Below are 13,655 nucleotides of genomic sequence, written 5' to 3' on the forward strand. Positions count from 1 at the left end.
CTATCACCTAAGATATTCGATAGAGGCGGCAACTATATTGATAGCAAAGTTAGTCAATACTACCTACAAGGCCGCTGCAATAAAAGCTGCTAAGTACCCTATTTGCCCTTCTACTCAAATAGAACCAGCTACTGTCCGAATCTAAGTTTTCCCTATCTTATTTCTTACCCTTGTAAAGAGTGATTATCCAAACGTATAAACTAATCTACCCCGTAACTCATTAATTGCATATCCCACCATCAAGAAGGTTGCAAGCAGAATCTCTTTCCTCTAGTTCTCTTATTACTACATATTTTAGCATACTTTCTATTATGTAAGAGATAGCCTATTGCAGGCATCTAAAACCTCATACTACTGTAAAATTCTAAACTTCAACTCATGGCTTTTATTGACATCATTGAACCCCAAGAAGCTACAGGCGAATTAAAAAAGATCTATGAAGAGCTAGAAGAACAACGTGGGAAACTAGCTCAAATTCATAAAATACAGAGCCTGAATCCCGAAAGCATCATGAAACACATGGATTTATACATGTCGATCATGTTCGGACGGTCTCCCTTGAAACGGGCACAACGCGAAATGATAGCTGTAGTTGTTTCTGCAGCCAATAACTGTGATTATTGCCAGCTTCATCATGGGGAAGCACTAAACCATTATTGGAAAGACCAAGAACGTGTTGATCAGCTAAGGTCAGATTTTGACAAAATGGATCTTAGTGAGACCAATAAACAACTATGCCGATTGGCCAAAAAGCTCACACAAAAGCCGGGCGCTATTACAGAGGATGGAAATATCGCTCCCCTTAAAGAGCTGGGACTTTCGGACCGGGCGATCTTGGATGCCACACTTGTCATCAGTTACTTTAATTTTGTAAACCGAATTGTAATGGGACTGGGGGTTGAAGCCGATGAACAAGAGGTGCAAGGATATAAATACTGAACATATAAGTGGACAGGAGAATTTAAAATCCATGGCATTATAGAGTTGCTTAGCATCTAAAGTGTACTCCTCATACATCAGTCAGTATTTTCAGGAAGATTCTTCGAGTCCATTCACTGCGTTCATTTTCTTCAGAATGACGCAGATGTTGTTTTTATATATAAAAAAGCACTGCCATTCCGAGCAAAGTCGAGAATCTACTTATGTAGGATATGCTGTTTTACCCGTACTAATTCCCGCATTATTTGGGACACCCTAAGACAAAACATAACTAAATAAAAAAGGGATGCGGGTGACACCCACATCCCTAAATGTTAGCATTACAATAGCTATATAGCTACGGTTAGCTTAGATGATTAAACCGCTCAGACGCTATTCGTTCTAGCTCTTCACGGTGATCGGGATTTGCTATCTCTATCATCGCTTTAGCCCGTTCTCTCAGGTTCTTACCGTAGAGATTGGCAACACCGTATTCGGTTACCACATAATGCACGTGTGCACGTGTCGTAACTACTCCGGCTCCTTGTTTGAGATGAGGTACAATCTTGCTTTCTCCTTTACCCGTTGTTGATGGTAATGCAATAATAGGCTTGCCACCTTCACTGAGTGAAGCACCACGAATAAAGTCCATCTGTCCACCTACCCCGGAATAGTGATATGTTCCAATAGAGTCTGCACATACCTGTCCGGTAAGGTCTACTTCTACAGCACTATTAATAGCCGTAACTTTGGGGTTTCTGCGGATCACAGCGGTGTCATTTACATAGGCAATATCGAGCATTGCTATCATGGGATTGTCATCTACAAAATCGTACAATCGACGACTTCCCATCACAAAGCCGGCTACAATTTTTTCGGGATGTTTAGCTTTTTTCTTGTTTGTAATCACTCCCTTCTCTACCAAATCAATAACCCCATCTGAGAACATCTCCGTATGGATGCCCAGGTCTTTATGGTTCCCCAACGACTGCAATACGGCATTGGGTATGGCACCGATCCCCATCTGAAGGGTAGCTCCATCTTCTACCAACTCTGCACAGTGTTTTCCGATCTTTTTCTCTACCTCATTGGGTTCGGGAATATTAAGCTCATGTAATGGTTCATTTGTTTCTACCAGGGCGTTAAAACGGCTGGCATGAAAAATACCATCACCGTGAGTTCGCGGCATATTGGGGTTGACCAGTGCAATCGCTTTATCCGCCTCTTGAAGAGCCGCACGTGTAGCATCTACCGACACCCCTAACGAACAATATCCATGCTGATCGGGAGGCGATACTTGTACCAAAGCCATATCTATATGCATGATATTCTTTCGGAACAGACCGGGCACCTCACTCAAAAATATAGGCAGATAATCGGCACTTCCCTCATTTACTGCTTTACGTACGTTAGATCCCACAAAAAGCGCATTGGTATGGAAGGTATCGCTGTATTCCGGTTTTGCATAGGGAGCCTCACCTTCGGTATGCAAATGAACGATCTCTACATCTTCGAGCTCGGGAGCCCGTGCAGTCATTGCATTAATGAGCGGTTGTGGAGCAGCTGCCACACTGTGGACAAATACCCGATCACCTGAATTAATAAGTTTTACGGCATCTTTAGCGGTAGTATACTTGGTTTTATATTCTTTAAAAGACATCTGTAGATTGATTTCAGTTAATAAATGTAATTTTCTTTAAGTAGTATCGGCCCTGTAACTGACGATACGATTCCAATGAAGGATAACAAACAATACAACTGCACTTAATTCTAATATTCGTCCTACCAATCCAAGTCCCCATGATACAGGGAGGAAGGAATCGGCTATAACAATAAAGATCCCCAGATTCAGAGTTACAACCATTATAATAGCTAGTTTGGGATCTCCCCGTTGTGGCTGTTCTAAAAATCGTGGCAGCATCCAGTAGGCTGTACCCAGTGTTAGCTGTATAACCCATCCAATAATAACGGCCTCAATATGAATAGGTAACAATATCCAAACAGCAGGATGGATGATGTATGCTTTATTGATAAGCATTACAGCGCCCATCAACATTCCCATAATGAGGTAGAGCAGAGAAATTCGGATCATCCAACGACTTACACCAGGCATTATGAACTCCTTCTTCGCTGACGTTTCCTTTTTTTGCGCTGCGTTTTTTTTGACATTATTCGAGGCCATATCTCAATGAGATAGGTAATCCCTCCCAATACATGCAGGACAGCAGAAATAACGATAAGTATATTCCAGAACTCGGCATGCTGCTCGGTCATCATAGGTTCTGCTGCTACTCGTAACGCCATCCCAATATTTAGAAAGATAAAGGTAAACCAGTTCCATTTCTGGTTCCAAAAACCTTCTTCTTTGTTACGGCCGGGATACATCCATATAGAAACCCCAATAATAATCTGAGTTATCCATCCCAACATAAGCATATGCCAAAAAAGTGGCATTAAGGCCGGGAATGAAAACTGCTCAATCTCCAGGAATAACCCGGCAAACAGGGATAAAACGAAATAGACCATCCCAGACTTAATAAATATTCTACTTATAAAAGGCATTACACTTTAAAATCTTTAGGTTCGTTTCTGTCACACTTCTTACAGTCCAGTTGATGGCCCAGCCGGCTTTCTCGTCCTTTTCTACTGGTCACCCAGGGACGAAGTTGCCAGGGTGGATTGTGGCGTACATGCTGGTTATGTCCACAGCTGAGTTCGGCAACCCAATCGTCTTCTTCATCTTTATGATATCCGATTATGGGGTGCTCCATCACTTAATCCAATTACCTTTACTGGTTCACTTCTGAAATCCGCTTACGATAGTTAGAGTGGCAATCTACACACCCTTGCTGCACAATACGGTAATGATTTAATACCTCATCCATCTGTTGTTCAACGGCAGCCTGACGCATCGAATCAGCATGGTGATGTACTGTCTTATCAAAAGAAATAAACTGCTTGATCTCTTTACCGAGCACTTTTTTTACCATAGCCTTATCCTCAGGGGTCATTACGGGATGATCGGCAATACCCTCGCCCCCCTTAGCAATCAAATCATAATTTTCTGTATAGATCCCTTGGTCAACAATCTGCATATCGTGAAGCAATCGCTGCATCATCGGCACCAGTTTCATCGTTTCGGGCTGATGCGAGTCATCCTGAAAATAGGACCAACCGATCATTGAAACTGATGAAACAATAATTACAAGTAATACTGCTATGGATTCTCGTGCAATCATATCAATTGTCAAATTTTCCGTCCATTTCCATTCTTACTGAAAATGATGACGCAATTTTCGCCGCCATCTCTTTGGCATAATCGGCTTTTACACCTTCAAAATGCTCGTCTACTGTCTCCTCAAAAAGATTATGCCAGCGATCAAAATCCATCTTTTCAATAGGCAAGTTCATATGTTGTCGAAAAGGTCGGCCATTGTATCGCCGGGTTTGAAACAACATATTCGACCAAAAATCTACCATTTTGGGCAAATGTTTTTCCCAGTCGACCGCCGCGTAATCGTTAAAAACATATCCCAGGCGCTCATCTTCCTGCACCTTGTCATAAAATGCATGTACCAGCGTCTTTATATCTTCATCTCCTCTAATATCGTGCATCGGTTCTATTTGTGTTTACGTTTCTGAGTGTTATCCATTGTAGTGATACAGCCAATACTGGTAATAAGGCAGCTACGGCAAGGACATAAAAAACCCACACTCCGCTCCATGATGTTGGCCATAACTGTGTAGGCATTACCAGACTAATCAAAACAGCATATATTGATCCCACAACAGCATAAAAATAGCTTTTCGTTGCCTCTGACTGAACATGCAAACTACCTAACATCATCAGCGTAAAGGCCCCGAGTAATAACACGTGCAGGTAGAATATGCGCAGTCCGTGGTCGGCCAACCAAAATGATGACGGTCCTATAGAAGCTGTTATCTGCATGACGGCTTTTAGCGCGATTAACGAAATGGGCCAGATCCAGATCTGTATTTTATATTTCCACTTTCCCGATTTTACCAGTACATAGAGAAACAGTACCAATCCCAGTGCAGCAATACCGCCTCCAATCCGTGCCACGGCCAGTAACAGCGGAGATAATAGGGATTCGGAAATACCATAGGGAAAGGTCAAGGGTGCTCCGATGACTATGCAACCCAACGACCACGTTTCTGGTATTACCCAGTCAGAAGGTTGTATATCCAACTGTATGACCACAATTGCCAGCAGGGCCAGAACCACCCATCCCTCAGTAAAAGTGGCTAGAAAAAAATGGGTCATTCCTTTCATTAACATAAAATTCTCGGGGGCAAGTGCTTGCACTACGGCTACACTCCAGGCCCCCAGCGAACATATGAAAAGCATCACCAACGAACCGTCAAACCATGGCTGTGCCGTATCATCTTTTAATTGATCACGGATTTGGTAGTATCCCCACATGAACATATACCAGCAGAGCATCACCATTCCCGATAAGATTACGGAAAGTGGCAATGTACCCGCCCCAATGGGAACCGGTCGGTATCCATAAAGCAGGAAAAAGGGAAAGGATAATACACCAAATATTAGTCCGCCCCATATCCCGTATTTCATCCAGCCTAAAGAAGAAATGCCCGGCTTGAAATTATCACAAATATACTTGAGCAAAAGATACAATGGTATAGGCACCGCCCATCCGAAAAACATCAGATGCGAATGGGCATGCCGTATATTTTCCAACGATAGGTCGAGCGATGATGTAAGCCAACCTATCATCCCCAGGCGATACAGAAATCCCGTGAGGCCTGCTATAATAAAACAGGCCACCGATACCTTCCAAAGGGAATCGATCCGGGATCTGATTTTATTTTCCATGGCCCCTGTATCTTTTCTAGATGATTATTATGCCGGTATAGCTAACTGCTCAAATAAGGTGTTTAAACGTTTTTGCTGTTTTTCAACAGTAGCCGGAATTGATTCCAGGTTTTCATCTTTATAAGATTCTGACTTTGCAATCTGCAAGCAGTAATCCATTCCATTTTCGAGATTATTCTTAAACTTTTTGAGTTTCTTGATGTTTCCCGACGAACCGTCGTGTTGTTCCACAAGCTCCTCAAAGTAATCCACATAAAGAACAATCTCTTTGGCAAACATATGGGGGCGTTCGGAAGGAACCAAAGATTCACTTCTGCCATAAATATGATCTACCATCTCACGGAGACTATACTCCCCGTCGAACCACGCAATATTAGGGCCCGGGCAGATCGCCTGCGGAGCACGATGCTCGGCTAAAATACCCAAATCAATTAGCGCGCCGTTGCCCAAGTGGTCACATAAACAAGCTTTTTCCAGTACCTTTTCCCGTTGTTTCTCTTTTTCTTTTTCCGTCATATCGCTCTGGTTGATATCATCCAGCTTTAACAACTGATACTGATTAGAAGCTGTACAGATCGGGTTTTCGGTGAATTCTGTATTAGATTCGAGAAATCCTTTTGGACAGGGTGAACCGGGCTTTCCTTTTTCAATACGCTCTTCGTGATACTGGTGCGATCCGGTATTTCGCACGTTATTAAAAGGCACACCCAGCGGTGACACTCCACTCAGATACAGATCTTCTTCGGTAGCATTTTCGAGCAGTTCACGTGTGGGTTTATCTACCGTAGTTGCTTCCGGTACTAACAAGAACGGACTTCCCCATCCAGTTGCATCCATACCGAAATCTTCGAGTAATCGGTGGGCTTCTCCACTTACTCCAATCCCACCCTGAACTGTCAGGCGTGGTTCTTCAAACTCCCAATCATCAGAAAATCCATCTCCATTCTTCTCATAATACTTCTCAATTAATGGCTTTACTGCAGAACTTAGCATTTCCCGCTTTTCTCTAAACTCTTTAAGCAACGAAGGCAACAAATAACCATCGGAGGCAAATGCGTGTCCGCCACAGTTCAAACCAGACTCAATTCGATATTCAAAAACTTCTAATCCTTTCTTTGCCAAATATTTTCCCTGGATAAGAGCTGATCTGAAATCACTTACCTTTAGGATGATTTTCTTTTTGATATCTCCCTTTGCATCCCGGTAAAAGTCTTTAAATTCACTCATATAATTATATAAGCGAGGATTAAATCCGGCTGACAGAATAAGACTGGATGCGAGCTCACTTTCTGCGTAACCACGCAAAGCAGCATTTGCATCACTAAATTCGCCACTCATTGGGGTTCCATCCTTCTCGTAGTTAAGCCCATCAACCTTGGCCATAATATTCACATCAATAGAACCAGGCTTCATGAGTTGAGAGAGCTTACAGGAAATCTTGTCGCGAAGTGTACCTTCCTCGGTTTCCATGAGTTTATTGTACATGCCCTTTAACTCACTGGTATCGGGCAACAGGTCAAAATACTTGGCCTTTTCATTATCCTCAAAAAAAGGTTGAGACTTAATAGCTTCGAATTGATTCTGTACCAACTTTTGAGCCAGGTTTAAATACGCTGTTATTCGTTGTGCACGACCATCTTCTGCACTGCGCGGAATGTTATTATATGGCAGCTCAAACTTTTTACAGTAATGCTTTCGAATTCGCTCAACAAGCAGATCATCTACAATTGAGATTACTGAATCGATACCGTACGGACCTACCCGTATGGGAGAATCAATAGAGTGCCCTGTTCCCATAACCGGGATTGAAAATGTATGTGAAGAGTTTGACATAACAAATGTTTTATTATTAAATCGCCTATGTTTTAATAAATTGACATAAGAAGATAGCCTGCCCTACCGACAGGCTACGATGTATTCGTGTTAGTTTAGTCGATTTTCCAGTTCCAATGCTTTAGGAAAAAGTACATTATTTTCTAAATGCACATGTTTGTGCAAATCATCCTGGAAGCCTTCCAGGTTCTGAAAGAGTACCCTGTAGGTAGCACATGCATCCTGCGGAGGTGTAAAACCATTACTCAGCTCTTCTATCTGTGCCATCAAATTACCGGCATCTTCATGCTCGGCTTCCATCATAGCTACTGGATTAGCTGCTGTTTTAAAGTCAGGTTTTTCAACAGGTTTTCCCTTTTTTTCAGCATTAACCAACTGTTTGATATAAGGGAACAGAATTTCCTCCTCCTTCATCAAATGGCTGAGCATTTCTTCTTTCAGCGTCAAGAAAGTATCTCGTATCTGTATTACCTCTTCGTGACGCTCACCATGTACACGGGCTACCTTATGAGCGTAAATTTCAATTTCAGATGTTTTAGCCCGCACAAATTCGTGATGTCGCTCAATGATGTAATCCACAAGCAGGGCAGGGGACCAATCATTATAATTGTGATTCGCGGAATTGACACTGCCTAAAGACAGCAGTTCTTTTGAGAGTTTATCAAAATCTACCCCTTTCTTCTCACATGCTTCTGAAACAGTTCGTTTTCCACCGCAACAGAAATCCAGTCCAAACTTTTTGAAAATTCCGGCCGTTCTATAGTCGTCGGCTACAATTTCTCCTATTGTTTGTCCATTTAACTTTTCCATAATGTTCTTGTTATTTGATTTAACTGTATATGAATATAAAATACTCTTTTATCTTAAATTATAATAACCTTTCCTGCGTTTAACGTTTTATCCGGTATACCCGATGTAAAACAGTCAGCCAACTTATCCAAACCACCATAGCAGCAAACTGGTGCAGCACTCCGGCTTCTACAGGTACGTTCATCAACAGGGTAACAATCCCCAACACATACTGGATAATAACCAAGGCAAACAAAATTTGTGCTCGTTGATACAATAAGACATCCTTCAATTTCTTTGCCTTAAACCAAGTTATTGCCACTGCTATCACAAATACTGTTCCCAAAATCCGGTGCATCCATTGTACAGTACCGGGATTCTCAACCAAATTAAGCAACGCCGGCTGCATCGTCATAAAGTTCTGTGGAAGCCAGCTACCATTCATAAGTGGGAAAGTGTTATAGATTAATCCCGCATCCAATCCTGCTACTAACGCTCCCCAGACTATCTGTAAGGCTAACAAAATACCTACTGCTACAGTCAACTTAGTTACAGATGAATCAAACTTCTCAATATCAGTAGTTCGTCTTTTTCTCAGATCCAGGGCAAACCACGTACAAAACCCCACCAGGGCAAAAGCCAGAATTAAATGCAGCATTAATCGATAATGGCTAACCCGTGGCACATCAATCAGTCCACTTTTTACCATTATCCAACCCATAATGCCCTGTGCAGCTCCCAACACAAATAAAAAGAGGGAGCGCTTTATTAGCCTTTGCGTGAAGTAACCACGAATCAAAAACCAAATAAAGGGAACCATGAAAACCAATCCCACGATTCTACCGAGCAGCCGATGCGTATATTCCCAAAAGAAAATCGACTTAAATCCATCCAGCGTCATCCCAACATTCAATTGTTGATACTCCGGGAACTGTTTGTACTGGTTAAAGGCTTCTTGCCATCCCGTTTCTGACATGGGCGGGAATACGCCCATTATCACATTCCAGTCTGTCATGGATAGGCCGGAACCGGTTAGACGCGTAATACCACCAACTACCAGCATCAGCGTAATAAGACCGGCTCCGGACCAAAACCACCATTGTATATATTTTTCAGATCTCCCGTTCGCTGTTTCTTCCATCCTTAACTGCTAATCAACTCCGTTCTTCCATTATCATTCTGAATTAGCAGTTCTTCGTCCAGCTGAAGCCGAGCTTGGGCTGCCGCAAGCCGGGCCACCGGCACGCGATAGGGCGAACAAGATACATAATCAAGTCCCAGGTTATAGCAAAAACGGACGCTCGACGGATCACCACCATGTTCACCACAAATTCCCACCTTAAGCTTTGGCTGGACCTCACGTCCCTTGTTTGTAGCTAACTCAACTAACCGACCTACGCCTTCCTCATCAAGCGTCTGAAAGGGATCATCTTTCAGGATTCCTTCTTTCATATACGCTTCCAGAAATTTACCGGCATCATCACGACTGTATCCATAGGTCATCTGGGTGAGGTCGTTAGTACCAAAAGAAAAGAATTCTGCTTCTTCGGCAATCTTATCTGCAACAATTGCAGCACGCGGTATTTCGATCATTGTTCCCACCTTGTAGTCGACCGTTTCATTCTCCAATGCAAATACATCCGCGGCAATATGATCAACAACCTCATGCTGGTGAATAAATTCCTCGGCAGTACCGACCAAGGGGATCATAATTTCGGGCATCACCTTTTTTCCGTTTTTTTTGAGATTGACTGCTGCCTCCAAAATAGCACGTGTCTGCATCTCTGTGATCTCAGGATAGGTAATTCCCAGTCGACATCCGCGATGACCCAGCATCGGGTTAAACTCTTTAAGTAATCGAATTTTTCGTTTGAGATCTCGAACGCTTATTTGGAGCTCTCCAGCCAAGGCTTTGATCTCCTCTTTATCATCAGGCAGAAACTCGTGCAATGGCGGATCAAGCAAGCGCACCGTTACCGGCAGACCTTCCATCGCTTCAAACATTTGGATAAAATCCTGCTTCTGGTAAGGCAGTAAAAGCTTCAGAGCTTTTTCTCGTTCCCCTTTACTTTCAGCCATGATCATTCTTCGCATGGCCTTAATGCGCTCCTCACCGAAGAACATGTGTTCGGTGCGTGCTAACCCAATACCTTGTGCTCCAAACTTACGTGCACGAAGGGCATCTTCCGGTGTATCAGCATTGGTTCGTACATTCATATCCCGCATGCCATCTACCCATTCCATAAAAGTGTGGAAATCTTCTCCAAAATCAGGCTCTTCAACCGGCTTTTTCCCTTTTATAACTAGACCTCGAGCCCCGTCAATTGATATCCAATCTCCAGCCTTCACTGTAATTTCCCCATTCGTAAATGATTGGGCTTCATAATTTATTACAATATCATCACAACCGGCCACACACGGTTTACCCCATCCTCGGGCAACCACAGCTGCATGACTGGTCATACCACCGCGCGAAGTTAAAATTCCTTCGGCTGCCGACATGCCGCCTACATCTTCGGGACTGGTTTCAATGCGAACCAAAATTACAGGATGATCCTGTGCATGCTCTTTTTCAGCCTCTTCAGAACTAAACACAACCTTTCCAACAGCGGCCCCGGGTGAGGCCGGTAGTCCCTCACCGATAACCTCCTGTTCATCCACCTCAGCCTGGCTAAGTTGCGGGTGTAAAAGCTGGTCAAGGTGAGCGGGATTGACCAGGTTCAGTACTGCTCCTTCCTTCTCAATTAAGCCTTCTTCTACCATATCAACGGCAATTTTAACTGCCGCTGTTCCGGTTCTTTTTCCATTTCTTGTTTGTAGAATAAAGAGTTCGCCCTGCTGAATCGTAAACTCAATATCCTGCATATCCTGGTAATGCTTTTCGAGCTTTTCGGTCACCTCTAAAAGCTCATCATAGCTTGTCGGCATTACCTGTTTTAGTTTTATTATATTCTGTGGTGTTCGAATACCGGCTACAACATCTTCACCCTGGGCATTTATTAAGAACTCACCATACAGTCCTTTGGTACCATCGGCGGGATTCCTCGTAAAACAGACGCCAGTAGCACAGTTATCTCCCATATTGCCGTATACCATTGCCTGTACATTTACGGCCGTTCCCAAGAGCCCGGTAATACGATTTATTTTACGATACGTCTTGGCTCGCTTGCTACTCCACGAGCCAAATACTGCATTAATAGCATAGTGAAGCTGTTCGTTGGGATTTTGTGGAAACATATATCCCGTACTCTTTCGATATACTGCCTTGTAGCGGTCTACCAGCTCCTTCAACTCTTCAACACCAAGTTCGGTATCTAACTTAACACCTTCTTCACCTTTCAGCTTTTGGATCACTTCTTCAAACCGGTCATGCTCAATGCCCATCACTACGCAACCAAACATATCTATAAACCGTCGGTAACAATCATAAGCGAAACGCTCATTATCTGTTTTACGAGCCAAACCCTTTACCGACTGATCATTAAGGCCCAGATTTAAAACAGTATCCATCATTCCCGGCATCGATTTAGCCGCTCCTGACCGAACAGAGACCAACAGGGGATCAGCAGCATCACCAAAGGTTAAATCCATTAATCCTTCAAGGTGGTGAATACTTTGTTGAACCTGCTTTTCAACCCCCTCTTGCCATTCCTCATTATGTTCGTTGTAGTATTTGCATACCTCTGCTGATATGGTAAAACCGGGAGGGATGGGCAAGCCTATAGAACTCATCTCAGCCAGATTTGCTCCCTTACCTCCCAAAACATCTTTCATAGATTTATTACCTTCTGCTACTCCGCCGCCAAATGTATAAACATATTTTTCGGTGCTCATAATAATTCCCCTTTAGACAGTTTTTGAAAATGAGCGGTCAGCTTTTGATGTATTCAGATAATAATCAAAACACATCGCTATGTTTCGAAGGAAAAGCCGGCCTTGTTCAGTAATACGTATTTCTTCGCTGTTAACTTCTACAAAACCATCGGCTTCTATTGCAGCCAAACGGCTTAAGCTATCACTAAAGTAATCTTCAAAAACCATGCCCCATTTTTCCTCAATTTCAGCAAAACTGAGCCCCATCTGACACATCAACTGCATAATTACATCTTTTCGGATCTCATCATCATTGCAAAGATGCAATACTTTTGCAACGGGTAACCCTTCATCATCTAATTGAGAGTAATAAGAACCAAGATCTTTGGTATTCTGCCAATAGTATTCACCTACATTTGATATGCCGGACATACCAAAAGCATAGAGATCTGCGCCTGCTAATGTACTATATCCCTGGAAGTTTCGCTGCAGAGTCCCGTTATCCATAGCCTGGGTAAGCTCTTCATCTTCCCGCGAAAAGTGATCCATCCCAATAAAACGATATCCATTTTCGGTAAGGTGCGAAATTCCCAGCTGTAGCATAGAAAGCTTCTGATCCGTTGACGGCATATCATCAACATTTAACAGCTTTTGGGCCGGCATCAGGCTTGGGATATGTGCGTAACTATAAACGGCCAATCTATCTGGCTGTAGACTTAGCACATCATCCATAGTCTTGCGATATGTTTCCAAGGTCTGAAGAGGTAACCCATAGATTAGATCAAAATTAATAGAATCAATTCCCTCGGAACGCAACCACCCGGTCACCTCTTTGGTTTGCTCAAAGGGCTGTATCCGGTGAATGGCTTCTTGCACCTCTTCATTGGTATCTTGCACGCCCAGCGAGGCTCGGTTACACCCGATCTCTGCCAGTGCTTTAATATGCTCACGACTGCAACGCCGTGGATCAATTTCCACCCCAAATTCTGTTTCCTCAGTCACATTAAAACGACTGTGGATACCCGCTCCCAATCGCCGCAGCTGCTCCGGCTTTAAAAAGGTGGGGGTTCCACCGCCGAAGTGAATTTGAATCACTTCCGAATCAACATGTAATATTTGGGCTATTAGATCCATCTCTTTTTCCAAATAGTCGAGATAGAGATCACCCCGATCTTGGTCCTTGGTGATTACTTTCGTACATCCACAATACCAACACAGAGAGAAACAAAAGGGGATATGGAAATAGAGTGAAACAGGGCGCGCCTCACTATTTCTTTCAAGCAGATAATGTTTAAGCCTGTCTTTCTTTTGCCCTGTTACTTCCTGAAACTGTACCGCTGTTGGATAAGAGGTGTAACGAGGACCTTTTACATTGTATTTTTTGATCAGGTCTAACCCTACTTCGGCAGCAAGACCTTGCGGTTGTTGCTCTTGGGTATCCATA

13 protein-coding genes are annotated in these 13,655 nt (G+C 43.2%); 1 reads left to right on the plus strand and 12 read right to left on the minus strand.

Annotation, left to right across the window (positions count from 1 at the left end; all coding sequences use genetic code 11):
* Positions 1 to 378 precede the first annotated feature (378 nt).
* Positions 379 to 939: a peroxidase-related enzyme gene (locus tag FCN14_RS09080; protein WP_138430962.1), complete on the plus strand. Its 561-nt coding sequence runs from the start codon at positions 379 to 381 to the stop codon at positions 937 to 939.
* A 343-nt stretch (positions 940 to 1,282) separates the two neighbouring features.
* On the opposite strand, the gene FCN14_RS09085 is transcribed toward FCN14_RS09080, so the two are convergent.
* The 12 genes from FCN14_RS09085 to hemN all read right to left on the minus strand — a co-directional run bounded on the left by FCN14_RS09085 (position 1,283) and on the right by hemN (position 13,654).
* Positions 1,283 to 2,578 carry an acetyl-CoA hydrolase/transferase family protein gene (locus FCN14_RS09085; protein WP_138430963.1) on the minus strand — a complete coding sequence of 432 codons (1,296 nt, stop codon included), beginning with the start codon at positions 2,576 to 2,578 and terminating at the stop codon, positions 1,283 to 1,285.
* Positions 2,579 to 2,614: 36 nt separating this feature from the next.
* Positions 2,615 to 3,031 carry a cbb3-type cytochrome c oxidase subunit I gene (locus tag FCN14_RS09090; RefSeq protein ID WP_138430964.1) on the minus strand — a complete coding sequence of 139 codons (417 nt, stop codon included), beginning with the start codon at positions 3,029 to 3,031 and terminating at the stop codon, positions 2,615 to 2,617.
* The gene (locus tag FCN14_RS09095) at positions 3,031 to 3,480 is read right to left on the minus strand and encodes an NnrS family protein (RefSeq protein ID WP_138430965.1); all 450 of its coding nucleotides are present in this window, start codon (positions 3,478 to 3,480) and stop codon (positions 3,031 to 3,033) included. The genes FCN14_RS09090 and FCN14_RS09095 overlap by 1 nt, the downstream gene beginning before the upstream one ends.
* A complete protein-coding gene (locus FCN14_RS09100; protein ID WP_138430966.1) occupies positions 3,480 to 3,689 on the minus strand; it encodes a DUF3565 domain-containing protein in 210 nt (69 codons plus the stop codon). The genes FCN14_RS09095 and FCN14_RS09100 overlap by 1 nt, the downstream gene beginning before the upstream one ends.
* Positions 3,690 to 3,707: 18 nt before the next feature.
* Positions 3,708 to 4,157, minus strand: a complete 450-nt coding sequence (locus FCN14_RS09105; protein WP_138430967.1) for a hypothetical protein — start codon at positions 4,155 to 4,157, stop codon at positions 3,708 to 3,710.
* A gap of 1 nt (position 4,158) precedes the next feature.
* Positions 4,159 to 4,533, minus strand: coding sequence for a group III truncated hemoglobin (locus tag FCN14_RS09110; RefSeq protein WP_138430968.1), 375 nt, complete (start codon positions 4,531 to 4,533; stop codon positions 4,159 to 4,161).
* A complete protein-coding gene (locus FCN14_RS09115; RefSeq protein WP_138430969.1) occupies positions 4,520 to 5,776 on the minus strand; it encodes a hypothetical protein in 1,257 nt (418 codons plus the stop codon). Before FCN14_RS09115 ends, FCN14_RS09110 begins: the two co-directional genes overlap by 14 nt.
* Before the next feature lie 27 nt (positions 5,777 to 5,803).
* The gene (locus tag FCN14_RS09120; RefSeq protein ID WP_138430970.1) at positions 5,804 to 7,609 is read right to left on the minus strand and encodes a hypothetical protein; all 1,806 of its coding nucleotides are present in this window, start codon (positions 7,607 to 7,609) and stop codon (positions 5,804 to 5,806) included.
* Positions 7,610 to 7,699: 90 nt separating this feature from the next.
* On the minus strand, positions 7,700 to 8,419 hold the full coding sequence (gene ric / locus FCN14_RS09125) for an iron-sulfur cluster repair di-iron protein (RefSeq protein ID WP_138430971.1): 720 nt from the start codon (positions 8,417 to 8,419) through the stop codon (positions 7,700 to 7,702).
* Positions 8,420 to 8,498: 79 nt separating this feature from the next.
* Positions 8,499 to 9,539, minus strand: a complete 1,041-nt coding sequence (locus tag FCN14_RS09130) for a COX15/CtaA family protein (protein WP_138430972.1) — start codon at positions 9,537 to 9,539, stop codon at positions 8,499 to 8,501.
* Positions 9,540 to 9,541: 2 nt separating this feature from the next.
* Complete coding sequence (ppdK, locus tag FCN14_RS09135; RefSeq protein WP_138430973.1) at positions 9,542 to 12,232, minus strand: pyruvate, phosphate dikinase; 2,691 nt, start codon at positions 12,230 to 12,232, stop codon at positions 9,542 to 9,544.
* A gap of 12 nt (positions 12,233 to 12,244) precedes the next feature.
* On the minus strand, positions 12,245 to 13,654 hold the full coding sequence (gene hemN, locus FCN14_RS09140; protein ID WP_138430974.1) for an oxygen-independent coproporphyrinogen III oxidase: 1,410 nt from the start codon (positions 13,652 to 13,654) through the stop codon (positions 12,245 to 12,247).
* Position 13,655 lies beyond the last annotated feature (1 nt).

Origin of the sequence: Fodinibius saliphilus (genome assembly GCF_005869845.1) — a bacterium.
Taxonomy (GTDB): domain Bacteria; phylum Bacteroidota; class Rhodothermia; order Balneolales; family Balneolaceae; genus Fodinibius; species Fodinibius saliphilus.

Bases quoted from the DNA above. Each gene is read 5' to 3' on its own strand.
- FCN14_RS09105 (WP_138430967.1), bottom strand. From the start codon at position 4,157: ATGATTGCACGAGAATCCATAGCAGTATTACTTGTAATTATTGTTTCA.
- FCN14_RS09120 (WP_138430970.1), bottom strand. From the start codon at position 7,609: ATGTCAAACTCTTCACATACATTTTCAATCCCGGTTATGGGAACAGGG.
- FCN14_RS09110 (WP_138430968.1), bottom strand. From the start codon at position 4,533: ATGCACGATATTAGAGGAGATGAAGATATAAAGACGCTGGTACATGCA.
- FCN14_RS09095 (WP_138430965.1), bottom strand. From the start codon at position 3,480: ATGCCTTTTATAAGTAGAATATTTATTAAGTCTGGGATGGTCTATTTC.
- FCN14_RS09115 (WP_138430969.1), bottom strand. From the start codon at position 5,776: ATGGAAAATAAAATCAGATCCCGGATCGATTCCCTTTGGAAGGTATCG.
- ric (WP_138430971.1), bottom strand. From the start codon at position 8,419: ATGGAAAAGTTAAATGGACAAACAATAGGAGAAATTGTAGCCGACGAC.
- FCN14_RS09085 (WP_138430963.1), bottom strand. From the start codon at position 2,578: ATGTCTTTTAAAGAATATAAAACCAAGTATACTACCGCTAAAGATGCC.
- FCN14_RS09130 (WP_138430972.1), bottom strand. From the start codon at position 9,539: ATGGAAGAAACAGCGAACGGGAGATCTGAAAAATATATACAATGGTGG.
- FCN14_RS09090 (WP_138430964.1), bottom strand. From the start codon at position 3,031: ATGCCTGGTGTAAGTCGTTGGATGATCCGAATTTCTCTGCTCTACCTC.
- FCN14_RS09100 (WP_138430966.1), bottom strand. From the start codon at position 3,689: ATGGAGCACCCCATAATCGGATATCATAAAGATGAAGAAGACGATTGG.
- FCN14_RS09080 (WP_138430962.1), top strand. From the start codon at position 379: ATGGCTTTTATTGACATCATTGAACCCCAAGAAGCTACAGGCGAATTA.
- ppdK (WP_138430973.1), bottom strand. From the start codon at position 12,232: ATGAGCACCGAAAAATATGTTTATACATTTGGCGGCGGAGTAGCAGAA.
- hemN (WP_138430974.1), bottom strand. From the start codon at position 13,654: ATGGATACCCAAGAGCAACAACCGCAAGGTCTTGCTGCCGAAGTAGGG.